Source organism: Methanocalculus sp. (assembly GCF_029762515.1).
In the GTDB taxonomy this organism is placed as follows: Archaea; Halobacteriota; Methanomicrobia; order Methanomicrobiales; family Methanocorpusculaceae; genus Methanocalculus.
The window spans coordinates 1-13380 of the sequence record NZ_JARVGN010000010.1; the positions used below are offsets into that span (position 1 = coordinate 1).

The window sequence follows — 13380 nt, forward strand, 5'->3', positions numbered from 1 at the left end:
ATATTCCTTCATGCTCCTGCCCTCAGTGTTGTGAACTCGGATTCCATGCCTTTCAGAATCTGTTCAAGCATTGGCTTGTAGTCGCGGACGAACTTGATCTGCGGGAGATCGGACTTTGCCTTGACAGAGATGATCTGTGCAGGGCTCACACCTGCTGCCTGTGCGGCATATGCTGAATCTGCATAGACCTTGATCGCCTTCATGATATCGAACTGCTTGGTCATGTCGCAGTAGGTATCGACATCATCATAGGCATTCTGCTGGAGGAAGATCTCACGAAGCATACGTGCCACTTCGATGGTGATCTGTTCCGATTCCGGCAGGGCATCGGATCCGACGAGCTGGACAATCTCCTGAAGCTCGGACTCCTTCTGAAGAACCTCCATCGCCCATGAGCGGAGTTTGTTCCATTCGGGGGAGACATGTTCATTGTAATAGTCCTGGAGCTGGTCGAGGTACAGCGAGTAGGAGTTCAGCCAGTTGATAGCCGGGAAGTGACGCCGCTGCGAGAGCTTGGCATCAAGCGCCCAGAAGACCTTCACGATACGGAGGGTGTTCTGGGTAACCGGCTCGGAGAAGTCACCACCGGGCGGTGAGACCGCACCGATTACAGAGACAGAGCCTGAACCGCCTGCCAGCGTCTCGACAAGACCTGCACGCTCATAGAACTCGGAGAGCCTGGCTGCAAGGTATGCGGGGTATCCTTCTTCACCGGGCATCTCTTCAAGACGGCTTGAGATCTCACGCATCGCTTCTGCCCAGCGGGAGGTCGAGTCTGCCATCAGGGAGACGTCATAGCCCATATCACGGAAGTACTCCGCGATGGTGATACCGGTATAAACCGATGCTTCACGGGCCGCAACAGGCATATTCGAGGTGTTGGCGATCAGAACAGTCCGCTCCATCAGGGGCTTTCCGGTCTTTGGATCATCAAGATGCGGGAACTCTGTCAGTACCTCGGTCATCTCGTTGCCACGCTCGCCACAGCCGATGTAGACGACGATCTCTGCATCAGACCATTTTGCAAGCTGCTGCTGGGTAACCGTCTTTCCTGAGCCGAATGGCCCTGGAATTGCTGCTGTTCCACCCTTTGCAATCGGGAAGAGACCATCAAGGATACGCTGTCCGGTGTTTAGCGGGATCTTCGGGTTCTTCTTCTCTTTCACAGGTCGTGGCACACGAACCGGCCACTTCTGCATCATCGGGTATTGGGATCCGTCATCAAGAACAATCACCGTCTCGTCGACAGTAAATGATCCGGATTTGATCTCCTTCACAACACCGCCTTTTACATTCGGCGGGATCATGACCCGGTGCATCTTGTTCGTCTCCTGTACTTCACCGATGATCTGGCCGGGCTCGACACGGTCACCGGCTTTTACAACAGGCTTGAAATCCCACTTCTTTGAGCGGTCAAGGCCAGGTGCAGTGACACCGCGTTCGATGAAGTTCCCCATCTTCTCGACGAGAACCTCAAGAGGCCGCTGTATACCATCGTAGATACTGGTGAGGAGACCGGGGCCAAGCTCGACTGCGAGTGAGAGTCCCGTGTTTGCGACCGGCTCACCCGGTTTGATGCCGGAGGTGTCTTCATAGACCTGGATGATGACGTTATCACCATCGATCTTGATCACCTCACCCATCAGCTCCTCATCACCAACCTTGACCACATCGTACATGTGTGCGTCAAGGTTCACCGCGGTGACCACAGGTCCCGCGATTCTTTTGAGAATTCCTGATTTCTTCTTTACTTCCACAGATCAACACCCACTGATCGCTTTATCCGCTCTCTCAGGGAGAGGCCGCCCGTCTCGCCGCCAATGGAGATAACGGTCGGTTTCACCGAGTTCTCAAGGGCTAGCTGAAGCCTTCTTGGAACCTGTTCCATATCAGTGCTCTGGAGGACGAGGATACCGACATTGGGATCTTCCAATGTCCGGCCAATCACCTCCGTAAGTTTCTCCGGGGTCTCTGCCGCATAGGTCTTCTGAAGACCTGCAAGCCTGAAACCCAGAATGAACTCTTCTCTTCCGATAACTGCGATCTCCATCATATCACCAGATAGTTTTCGATCCGTTCAGCCGGAAGATTTGCCTGTTTTCCGCGAGCAAGCGCCCTGAGATTGGTCACTTCATACTTCTTCTTCTCAAGGTAGACGAGGATCGGGTAGATCGAGAATGGGTTCCTCTTCGAGAGCCGATCCATATAGTCCAGCTGTGCCCTGGTCAGGGAGTTCTCTACTTCGTGTATGGGTTTCTCTTCACGAAGTCCTTCCAGTGCATCAACGAGTGCCGGACTCTTCACTTTCTTCCTCAGCGTATCGACAAGCTCATCGATCGTCTCGACCTGAGAGATTCGTTTGAGCTCATCGACTGAGAATGAGGCACCGGGGATCCAGACATCAGCTGTCTCTTCACCTGAAACCGGCTGGCCCCTGAGCCTGAAGATCGTCTTGATATTCCTGATATCGATATCAAGCTGTATCGACTTAAGGAACTGGTTTCCGCCTTTCAGTCCGCTCCGCGCCTCTTCAATGAGATCGGCATAGAACTGGCGGTACAGCTCATTCTCAAGCCTTCCAAACGATCCCGTTTCAACTGCACCTGAGTACTCGCGTTCAATGACTGAGTAGAGGGGGAGGTTCTTGAGCATCTCGATCGAGCGCTCTGCCGACTCTTCTGCAATCATCCGGTCCAGAAACAGGACATCAAGAGATCCGGCAGGGACAACCACTTCTTTGATCTTTCCGGCAGACATCCCCTGTTTCTTCCCACGGATGATGGTGAGGACATTCTGGATATCCCACCTCCGAAGGTACGATTTTGTGAACTGTTTGAGAATGCCGGGGGTGATCGCAAGGATTGCCTGGAATTCCTTTGCCAGGTTCCAGGAGAGCGCCTCTTCGACGAGATCGATGCCGTCAAAGGATGACGCAAGCTCATCGATCTCTTTTTTGTACTCCATCTCTTCAATGAGACGGGTGATCTGGGGAAGGCTCATGTTCAGCATCCGGAGATATTCTTCCCGCGGAAGCAGTTTGGATTTGCGTACACGCATACGCGTACAGACATAGACATAGGGGGCCGGACCGCCAATCACCACAGACATCAGCACATACCTCCTATCCAAAGAGAATATCCGAGGCGTCTTTCAGCCCGGATTCCCAGACTTCGTCCAGGAAGGTCTGATAGCTGAGATCCACGGTTAATTGTCCGTCTGCACTCTTGACGACGACTCCGCCGAATATCTCGACGGCGCCACCATATGAGTATCCGCTCAGGGTCTTTAGTTCAGAGAGGGCTGATTCTACAGCCTGCTGATCGCGGCTGTTGCAGAACACAACACCGTCCTTGATCTCTTTTGCAACCTTCTTCAGAAGCTCCCGGATCACCTTCTCATGGAAGGTGGCGGGGAGTGACGAGATGGATCCGTCTGTCGCATTGAAGACCTCTTCGAGCAGCTCTTTCTGCGCATTGAGGACTTCACGTCTGACAAGGAGTTTCGCAGCAGAGACCTCCTGGGCCTCCATCTGTTGAACCTGCCGATCCACCTCTGCCTCGGCTTCCTGTTTGATCGATGTTGCACGCTCTTCTGCTGCCGCTAGGATCCGCCGGGCCTCTTCATTGGCCTCATTCCGGATAGCAGTGGCTTCTTTCTGCCCTATCTCCCTGATCTCTTCGACGACAACTTCTAGTCCCATTGTAGACTCCATTTAGAACAGAATCAACAGCGAGACAACAAGGCCGAAGATAACGATCGTTTCGGGAATAACGGTAAGCAGAAGTGCCAGACCAAAGATATCCTTGTTCTCGGCGGTTGCACCGACAGCAGCTGAACCAATTCCCATTTCAGCGACACCGGCACCGATACCGGTGAGGCCTACTGCAAGTCCTGCACCAAGTGCCTTTAATCCCATCTGCGATTCAGCTACCATTTCAAGTGTTAATGTTGCGACTCCTAAATCTACCATTTTAATCCTCCGTTAAATTACGTTTCTTTCCAAATGGATTGTATTTCTCTCCTCCACCCTTGTAAAATTTGGTGAAGAACTCAACATACTGCAACCTCAGGGACTGCAGACCTCCTCCAAGGAGACCAAGTGCCGTATTGAGCAGATGTCCGATGAGGAGAACGAAGATCCCTATGATTATGAGAACAATACCAACAGCCGTCAGTTCCTTAAACTGCGGCTCAATCAGCATCTCAATTGCGATGAAGTTGACCACCATTGCAATTGCGACAGATGAGAGTCCGACAGCTGCCAGACGCGTATAGGAGAGCGAATGGCTGATGACTGATGGAAGTTCGATCAGTTCGAGAGGCGACTCAATTCCGATACCAATGGCACCCGCTAGGACGAGGATTCCACCAATGATTCCGGCGATATTCAGGCCCATCACGATCGGTGGAAGCATTGTCAGATCCGGCATCAGCGGGATCGCAGCTATCGACCAGATAAGAAGTAATGCACCCCACATGAATGCAATCCAACTCACCTGCCCCATAACATGGAGCATATTCCGGTGTCGTGCATGGTTGTATACACCCATGAACCTTCCAAGGGTCATCTGGATAATACCAAGCCATACCGCAAACACAAGCAGTACTGCAATATCACCCTGATGGTGGGCATGTGTTCCGATCAGCAGGTGCCTGCTGATTAACGGATGCCAGAGCTCGATATTAAGGGCACCCGGATGGGCTCCGAATATCTCGGCATACACAAAACCGAAGATGATGGCTGAGATGCTTGCATTTCTCAGGACTTTAAGGAGCTGCTGGACAGCCTCACCTTTCAGCATCCTCTGAAGGCCAAGAGCAAGAATGAGCAGAACAGCACCATACCCGATATCTCCAAGGATGATACCAAAGAATAACGGGAATATGATCGCTACCATGAGCGTCGGATCAAGCTCATCGTAACGGGGCCGTGAATAGATATCCACGATCGACTGCATTGGCTTTGCAAAACCAGGGTTATCATACTCGACAGGCGGCTGGTTCTTAGAGTGATCATGGCTATCATGATGACCGCCAGTCTCCTCAACCTCCATGACAAGGATTTTATCTCCTGTCGCCTGGGCAAGCCCTGATTTCAGGCTCTGAACTTCAGATACCGGAACCCATCCATCGGCGATGAAGGTGAGTTCGGTTGTGGCAAACCGAAGCGGCGCCTCGGCCTGTTCAACATCAGCTGAGAGCACTTCGTCACAGGCAGCAAGAAAATTACCGTGTTTTCCTTTTATATCAGCAATTTTCTCATCGATATCTGCAATAGCCGCAGTCAGCTGAGAGATCTCAGACTGGTATGTATCGATTGCCTTTCTGACGGATCCTTCTTCCTCCGGAATCGGGATCGGCTGGAACTGTGCTTCTGCAAGAGCGTGTTCAACTGTCGCACGATCTGCTTTTTTAAAGAAGATGACCGTGGTGTTGTTCCCCTTGTCAGATGCGATAAACTTCTCGTGTGGGACGGTGATCTCGATTTCACGGGGTGCTTTCCCCGCAATCACCGATACCGATTCATACCCCCTGTAAAGTCCCAGTTCAAGAGGTATGCCGGAGAAAGGTGTAAGTTCGGCGATACGCTGTTCATTCACCTTGATACGTGCTTCTGCTGCCGATCGCTGTGCCGTGAGATTGCTGACTTCCTGTTCGATTGCAGGGAGTTCACGCTCTATAATCTCTTTGATCGAACGCGAAGAACGCTTTTTTGTATCGAGGTAATCATCGGGAGAGAGCCCAAAGATGCTCTCGATCGACCGGATCTTGATCAGATCTGTCGAGAGTTCTGTTGCACCCTCCATCGGTTGCCCGATGCGAAAGCCCTCATATCCCTCTTTCCCCTGGTCGGTATAATCGGTGATATGGTATACGTGGTGACGGTAAAGTTCGGTCACAGCTGACGGCATCTGCTCTTTCGATCCAACGATAAGCAGACGCGTCATCGTCTTAGGCTGTAACATGAACTCTCTCCTTGAACCGCTCAACCAGCAGCGAAACGGCTTCATTCATCCGTTTCCGGCCTTTTTCTTTGAGGAGGGAGGCCTGATGCTTTCCTTCCTCTAGGATCTGGGCGCGTTTCTTCGCTGCGTCATTTCGTGCATCCGCCAGACGCTTCTTTGTGTACTCATCGGCAACGGCTGTTGCCTTGGCAACCTGGTTGTCGGCTTCAAACCTGGCATTTGCGATAATCTGCTCGCGCTCAAGTTTCGCCTTCTCAACCTGCTGACGATACTCTTCTTCGGTCTTTTTGATGCTCTTCAGAACCTCAGTTTTCATCCAACCCTCCTCTCACGGCAACAGAATAATTGGTTTATCGTATCTCTTATAATTGTTGTTCTGTTTCGGGAGGGTTTTCCGGGAGATATTCCCAGTGTATCGCCTCTGGCAGGTTTTTAATACAAACTGACCCTTTATCGCCGGATATTTCGAGTCCCGCGAGTTCGGCCGAAGAACAGATGAGATGTTGCTCAGGATGCGTTCCCCGCACAATTTCACAGGAGAGCAAAATTTCCGGACCTGCCGAGATGACATACCGGAGCCTTACCGATCCCGGGTGTCCCCTTGGAAGCACAAGCACCGGCTGATCATATATCCGGACCAGATCGAGAAGGTAGCGTGCCGGAGTCAGATCCCCCCCTTCCGGTGCTGATACGGCGATGATATCGTCAGGGTGGATACCCTGGACATATTCGCTATCAGTGGTCTCTATCATGAGAGGGAACTTCCTGCCGGCACGGGCACATAGAAGAAAAGAAGATTGCCCCCTGACGAGGACAATACGGTCACCGGGGGTGAGGATCATGCCGGAGTAACATCTTCTGACTGGCAGGAGGGGCACATCGGGCGTTTGCCGACGGTCTTGAACTTTTCACCGCAGGTATTACAGATGTAGCTCTTTCCCTGCACTCCCTCATCAATCTCTATATCTGCCGGACCACCAACGCTGCACATCTCTGTTTCACCTGATTTTCATTGAACGCGGGCTCACTTAAAGGTTATCGCATCTCGGTTCAGATCAGGGCAAAGATCAGAAATGCTGCAAATACCATGATGCATGCATGCTTTACACCTGCGGCTAACGATGACTCCCCCATCAGCCCGGCAATGAGCCCTGAGCAGATCGCCTGGATGACGACGGCATGATAGAAGAGGCGGCCATAGGTGAGGGCAGATATGCCTCCAACGCTTGAGAAAGCCCCGGCGCCGCTCACGGATGTATCGATTGCATCAGTCATCTCAATGACCGGGAGGAACTGCGTCCCGATAACAAGTACAACAAAGATGAAGACGAAGAATGCAAGGTAGACGACCGCGGTGTAGAGGAACATCTCCCCCTGCCGCTCCCGTTTGAGGGTCTCGCTCATATCGGCATCACTTGCCGCAATCGTCAGTACCTGGCCGATCTCCCCGCTCATTGCAGTTGCCCGGGTGATCAGCGTCACCGTACGCGATATGGATGGTGTGGAGAGGCGTTCTTCAAAGCGCACAAGTGCATCCTCGACATTTGCACCCCAGTCAAGATCACGCTTGATCTTCTTTATCTCATAGCTGAGGAGACCGAGATTCGTCCTCACCAGTATGGAGAGAGCCTTTGCGATGGTAAGGCCGACTTCATTGATCCCGGCAAGCCTCTGGAGGAAATCAGGGAGCGATGCTTCAATCTCACTTATCCGGCGGCTCCAGATCAGTTGCGCAATTGCATAGGGAGCGAATACGATGAGGAATGTTGCGATGACATAATCGTCAAGGACCGTCAGGTAAAACTCGAAATCACCATAATCGGGGATCTGAAGATACCAGAAGATAAGATACATGACACCTGCCGGAATCGAGACATAGAAGGTGCGGTGGGGGAGGATCAGGAAGTAATGGAGGGGATCGGAGACGAATTCACGGATCCGGGTCCAGCGATCATATTTTTTCAATGTCGTGATCAGTCCGGTTTCTGTGGTTTCATCTCCCTCTGTAATCTCAACATCAGGATATTCCCTGAGTTCCTGCATAAAGGTGTACCGCTCCACACTCTCGGGCTGGGATGAGATCATATCGATAAAGACGATAAAAATGGCAGTTCCGATCGGAATTAAGGCATATATCACGATATTCAGCTGCATGAGCGCACCCGGACCCATCAGTCCCATCACCACCATCACGATGATCAAAAAGAGCGGGCCTGCCACAAAGAGCGTCACATACCCCTCGGCAACCAGGGAGAGGGTGTTTAAGAACTGTTTCTGCTCAAATTTTGCCTCATCCTGGTACAGGCCCACCTTCGCCTTCAGGAAGCCGGAGAGATCGCCGCCACTCTCGATAATGGAGAGGAGATCCTGGATAAAATCCTTCATCTTGGCTGAGGGAGTTGTCATCTGGAGTTCACGGAGTGCGGAGACGATATCGTGGGCAAAGAGATCACAGTCCCTGACAACCTGCCGGAATTCCAATGCAACTTCCCCATAGACATGCGAGTTCTCTGAGAGGGAACGGAAGATCTCAATCAGTTCGGCTCCACCCCTCCTCATCGCATACATGTACGCAACGGCGTTATGGAGGGTCAGGTTGATCCTGGTCGCACGGGAAGACTTCATGACGCCCGGGAAGGCAAGGACGATCCGGTAGGTGAGGTAGGAGATGATGATGAAGATGATGACTGCGATGATCGCCCTGAAGAGGACATCTTCAAGCGGAAGATCAGACAACCACGATATGGCAAGCCGGTTCTGCCTGGTGAACTCATAGGCGGCACTGGGGACGATGATCGGCTCAAAGACCCCCGCAATAAAATAGAAGAGTATGCCAATTGCAGCTCCGATGCCAGATCCGAAGACGAATGCGTAATAATAGAGCCGCTCAACGGTGATACCAAGCCGTGCGGATATGATATCATTCCGCAGGTGCTGGAAACGCATCGGATCGCGCCTTGAAAACCGCCGGAACCGTTCATACATCGGTATCATGAGAGGACCTGTCTGAGATCGCCGATATGGTCAAAGATGACATCAGGGGTGATGGCAAAGATCGAGAATACCTCGGATACAGATTTGAAATCCCTGATTTCCTGTTCATGAAGCGCGAGGATCACCTGCCTCCGCCTTTCAATCTCAGTATGGAGCTCTTCCCTGCTCCATCCACGGTTGGCGGCGATGGCCGAGTAGACATGGGATCTGCCGGAGTACCGCATCTCATCTGAGACCGGATCGTACTCAAAGACATTGTTCACAAGGATATTCCCGGAATTTGGTTCAATACCGGTGATCTCAACGATCTCCTGGCAGCGCCTGACACGCTCGGTACCACGGAAGATCAGCCCCTGGACCGAGATGATGTTTAATGCCTGGAGCATATTACGCGGGACATTTAAGGGTTCACTCTCAAGACGGTGGATGGTGGCATCCACTCCTCCCGCATGCATCGTAGAGTAGGTGGTATGGCCGGTATTCATTGCCTGGAAGAGGGTCTGCGCTTCAGGCCCCCTCACTTCTCCGACAATAATGAACTCGGGCCTCTGCCTCATGCCGGCTTTTAAGAGATCGAACATATTGATGCTCCTGCTCCCCTCTGAAGTGAGGGATTCACGGGTGACGCTCGCAATCCAGTTCTCCCGGTACAGCATGATCTCACGGGTATCCTCGATAGAGACAACTTTTGCCAGCGGGGGGATGAAGAGGGACATCGCATTTAAGGATGAAGTCTTCCCGGATGCTGTCCCGCCGATATAGATCAGGCTCTTGTTATTCTCGATTGCAAGCCAGAAGTAGACGAGCTGGTCGACATTGAATGTCCCCTTCTCCATCAGCTCGATCGGGGTGAACGGCTCCGGACGGAACTTACGGATTGTAAAAGAAGAGCCCCTGCTCGTCACCTCAGTCCCAAGCGTCAGCTGGAGACGTGAGCCGTCCGGGAGGGTGGCATCAAGGATCGGGCTTCCGATCGAGATGTGCTTGCCTGAACGCTGTGCAAGGGAGATGGCAAGCGAGTTTAACTGCTGTTCGGGAAACTGGATATTGGTTCTGATATTCCGATGCTGCCGGTGATAGAGGAAGAGAGGGATTCCATGCCCATCACACGATATATCCTCAATCTCAAGATCTTTCATCAGGGGATCGATCCGTGACCATCCGAGGAAGTTCCGTTTCAGGTAGTACCGCAGTTTATATGTCGTCTCCGGTGTCAGCGAGAGGCCGTACTGGCTGATTAAGGCTTCCGCCTTTCTGAAGAGGAGTCGCTCTGGTTGTTCCCGGATCTCTGAATCCGTCAGAATAAGAATATCACGGAGGTCTTCATAAAGCCGTTCCAGAAGTTCGTATTCAAAACGGGTCAGGATTGGTTCAAAGAGGTGATACTCCTTCAGCCGGGTCACCCGGTTATAGGTGATCAGGACAAGGGAGAGGCCTTTCTCAACCCAGTAGCTATCCACCTCTTCCTCATTCTCGGCAAGCCTTGGGATGACAAGCGGACCGGCAGTTGGATAATGATATTCCGGCACCACGAGGTCCGCTTCTTTCTTCCGGAATACCGAGAGGAGTGACCGGCGTTCAGGGATCTGATCCTTTGGTGCGGATGCTGAAACGGGGTCTTCCGTTTCAAACGGCAGTACCGACTGCTCCGGGGATGAAACAGCCTTCACCGGATAGGCGATTGTTTCCGGCATAGATTCTTCCCCTGTCTTCGGCAGAGAGGGAGCGGGATGATCAGGCGTCTTCTCATCAGGCTGCGCAATGTCAATTCCGGTATCAGCAGCAGGTATCTCGTTCTCCCCAACATTGATTTCTTCTTCAGGGAGTGGCTCCGCCAGATCCTCAGGAGAGGGATTCTCCGGGATCTCATCATGGATATCAGGATCAGGCCCTGGAACAGGAGTCTCCTCTTCGGCTTCATCCAAAGCGATATCATCTCCGGCAGGGATACTGCTCTCCTGATCCGGCAACCCCATCATCTCTTCATCTGATGGCGCTTTCCCGGGACCTGGTGCTTCGGATTCTTCCTCATCAGCCAGCCCGGCCATCGGGGTGTTCCAGAAGCCCGGAGGTGCACGCGCATCGGTATCCCCGACAGGTGTGTCAGGCTGCTTTCGATCATCGATCTCCGGGGATTGTTCATGCAGCGGATCCGGGAAAGGGGCAGTATCCCAGGGGTTGGTTATCGGCAGAGCACGATCAGAATCCGATCTCCTCTTCAAAAATGAGAGAAAACCGGATTTCTTCTTTTTATCACTCTTCTTTGATCCGAAGTGATCACTCTCCGGTGCAAAAAGATCACGTTCTTCCTGCTGCTTATCGTCACCATCTACCATAGAAAACCCCGGTTAGCCGAAATAATCGCCTGAGCGTACTGGTTACCTTACACGGAGAAGAGATATAGCTTATGCATGTGAGGATACTACATAACCTTAATTCATTGAATGGAGAGATGAAGTATGGCTGATCAGACGACACGCAGGATGCCAACAGGGATCAACTCACTTGATCCCGTCCTGGACGGAGGAGTTGTGCCGGGCTCCCTTATCCTTCTGCTCTCGGATATCGGTGCAGGAAGTACCGAGTTTGCATACACCTCACTCATTGCAATGACAAGAATGGGGAAGGACGACGGGGCAGGAAGAATGATTCCGGAAGATATCCGGTATATCAGCATCACCAGAACGAAAGAGGATGTATTCCGTGAGATCATAGGATCATTCAAGAGCGATCTGACTGCCGGCATCGCAGATCGCGTCACATTTCTGGATCTCTCAAGCGGATACTTTGACAGGAGTGTCGTTCCTGCAAACTGGTATGATGGAGAGGGGGGCATCGTCGCCCGGATGCAACGAAAGAAGCCTGAGCATGATAGTATTCTTGCCGATCTCATTGCGGTGCTTGAGGAGGGAAAAGAGCAGAGCCTTATCATCATCGACTCCATTACCGATATTTCCGGACTGCATTACAGTCCGGAAAAATGGAACAGCCTTGTTGCATTCCTCAGGGGACTGCAGCGGATCGCAAAGACCTGGAACTCGACAATATACCTCCATCTCACCAAAGGGATTCTTGATTCGTCCCGCGAACTGGAGATCTGCGACTGTGCGGATGCGGTCATCCACTTCAAATGGGAGGAGGGATCAGGCCAGCGCAGGCAGAGGATCATGTATTTCATGAAGTTCCGCGGGGTGATGCCGTACCTTGAGGAACGTGATCTCGTGAAGTTTGCGGTTCGGATCAGTTCAACAGCCGGGTTTGATGTCGAGAATATCAGGATGGTGATTTAGGTGAGTGATGACTTCTCGGCACTTATTGACGATGATGATAAACAGCCTCCGGTGCGGAAGATCCCTCCGATCCAGACAGGAACGCCGCCTGCACGAATGGGAGGCATCATCCAGCAGGCAGATCCTGTAGAACCTGAGTGGGAGCCTCCATCTGATGATGAGTGGATACCGCCTGCTGAAGATCAGTGGGAACCCCCCCATGATGAGAAGAAAGAGATGCAGGAGCCACTGAAACGGGAGAGTTCAGGTGAAGTGAGAACTCCTCCCGGCAGAAGGACCGATCAACGGATTAAGCTCGGTATAGAAGGGCTTGACGAGATGCTCGGAGGGGGGCTCGTAAAGAACTCCGTCACCGGAATCATCGGGACCTATGGTACCGGGAAGACGACATTTGCGATCAATTTCATTTTCGAGGGGTTGAAGCTGGGAGAGACCTGTATCCTGATCAGCCTTGACGAGCGGGCCGAGATGCTGAAAGAGAGTATCAGGCGGCGGGGATATGACCTTGACGCATACCTTGACAAAACCTTCTTTTTGATCAAACTTGATCCAACAGATTTTACGCTCGCGGTAAACAGCATCAAAAACGATATTCCCGACCTCATCAGGGAGACGAAGGCATCCAGAGTCGTCATAGACCCGATATCACTCTTTGAAGGGCTGCTTCCTGATGAGGCGAGCAGGAGGCTTGAGATGTTCAAGTTCGTCGAGAGGATGCGGGATGAGGATTGTACCTTCGTCATGACGAGCGAGACAGATACCCAGATACCCTATGCAAGCAAATACGGCCTTGTCGAGTATCTCGTTGATTGCGTTGTCCTGCTTCGGTATGTGAGGACGAGCGACCTCTCCGGCACCCATCTTGCTGTCGAAGTCGTGAAGATGCGGAGATCCCAGCACTCACGGGAGATTAAGCCATATGAGATCCAGCCCGATGATGTGGTCGTCTATTCTGAGGCAAGCGTCTTCTAGAGAGTGCCATGGGATCTGATATGATCCCATGCCTTTTTGAGCGGACTATCGGCTGCATCTTCCCGGTATATCCCGATATCCTCCCGCCCATAGAAGGTGCGATCTGATCCGACAGGACAGACCTTGATGCAGACACCGCAGGGGGAGATTGCTTTTTT

The 13380-nt window shown here is 52.1% G+C and carries 13 protein-coding genes; 2 read left to right on the forward strand and 11 right to left on the reverse strand.

Annotated features, from left to right (window positions below; translation table 11 throughout):
- Nucleotides 1-8: 8 nt before the first annotated feature.
- From QCH34_RS00795 to QCH34_RS00845, 11 genes are read right to left on the reverse strand one after another with little or no spacing between them, the layout of a single operon-like run.
- On the reverse strand, nucleotides 9-1757 hold the full coding sequence (locus QCH34_RS00795; RefSeq protein ID WP_300328482.1) for an ATP synthase subunit A: 1749 nt from the start codon (nucleotides 1755-1757) through the stop codon (nucleotides 9-11).
- Complete coding sequence (locus QCH34_RS00800) at nucleotides 1748-2050, reverse strand: V-type ATP synthase subunit F (protein WP_300328485.1); 303 nt, start codon at nucleotides 2048-2050, stop codon at nucleotides 1748-1750. The genes QCH34_RS00795 and QCH34_RS00800 overlap by 10 nt, the downstream gene beginning before the upstream one ends.
- Nucleotides 2050-3108: a V-type ATP synthase subunit C gene (locus QCH34_RS00805; protein ID WP_300328488.1), complete on the reverse strand. Its 1059-nt coding sequence runs from the start codon at nucleotides 3106-3108 to the stop codon at nucleotides 2050-2052. The genes QCH34_RS00800 and QCH34_RS00805 overlap by 1 nt, the downstream gene beginning before the upstream one ends.
- A gap of 13 nt (nucleotides 3109-3121) precedes the next feature.
- Entirely contained in the window at nucleotides 3122-3700 is a 579-nt protein-coding gene (locus QCH34_RS00810; protein ID WP_300328491.1) for a V-type ATP synthase subunit E family protein, read from the reverse strand.
- A 12-nt stretch (nucleotides 3701-3712) separates the two neighbouring features.
- Entirely contained in the window at nucleotides 3713-3970 is a 258-nt protein-coding gene (locus QCH34_RS00815) for an ATPase (RefSeq protein WP_300328494.1), read from the reverse strand.
- Nucleotide 3971: 1 nt separating this feature from the next.
- Nucleotides 3972-5966: a V-type ATP synthase subunit I gene (locus QCH34_RS00820; protein WP_300328497.1), complete on the reverse strand. Its 1995-nt coding sequence runs from the start codon at nucleotides 5964-5966 to the stop codon at nucleotides 3972-3974.
- Complete coding sequence (locus QCH34_RS00825; RefSeq protein ID WP_300328499.1) at nucleotides 5953-6282, reverse strand: ATPase; 330 nt, start codon at nucleotides 6280-6282, stop codon at nucleotides 5953-5955. Before QCH34_RS00825 ends, QCH34_RS00820 begins: the two co-directional genes overlap by 14 nt.
- A gap of 46 nt (nucleotides 6283-6328) precedes the next feature.
- On the reverse strand, nucleotides 6329-6808 hold the full coding sequence (locus tag QCH34_RS00830) for an alpha/beta hydrolase (protein WP_300328502.1): 480 nt from the start codon (nucleotides 6806-6808) through the stop codon (nucleotides 6329-6331).
- The gene (locus QCH34_RS00835) at nucleotides 6805-6957 is read right to left on the reverse strand and encodes a hypothetical protein (protein WP_300328505.1); all 153 of its coding nucleotides are present in this window, start codon (nucleotides 6955-6957) and stop codon (nucleotides 6805-6807) included. Before QCH34_RS00835 ends, QCH34_RS00830 begins: the two co-directional genes overlap by 4 nt.
- Before the next feature lie 59 nt (nucleotides 6958-7016).
- Nucleotides 7017-8960 carry a type II secretion system F family protein gene (locus QCH34_RS00840; protein ID WP_300328509.1) on the reverse strand — a complete coding sequence of 648 codons (1944 nt, stop codon included), beginning with the start codon at nucleotides 8958-8960 and terminating at the stop codon, nucleotides 7017-7019.
- Complete coding sequence (locus QCH34_RS00845; RefSeq protein WP_366898158.1) at nucleotides 8957-11296, reverse strand: ATPase, T2SS/T4P/T4SS family; 2340 nt, start codon at nucleotides 11294-11296, stop codon at nucleotides 8957-8959. The genes QCH34_RS00840 and QCH34_RS00845 overlap by 4 nt, the downstream gene beginning before the upstream one ends.
- A 123-nt stretch (nucleotides 11297-11419) precedes the next feature.
- On the opposite strand from QCH34_RS00845, the gene QCH34_RS00850 reads away from it, so the two are divergent.
- Together QCH34_RS00850 and QCH34_RS00855 are read left to right on the forward strand one after the other, a co-directional pair.
- Nucleotides 11420-12250, forward strand: coding sequence for an ATPase domain-containing protein (locus QCH34_RS00850; protein WP_300328514.1), 831 nt, complete (start codon nucleotides 11420-11422; stop codon nucleotides 12248-12250).
- Entirely contained in the window at nucleotides 12251-13222 is a 972-nt protein-coding gene (locus QCH34_RS00855) for a KaiC domain-containing protein (protein ID WP_366898160.1), read from the forward strand.
- Nucleotides 13223-13380 lie beyond the last annotated feature (158 nt).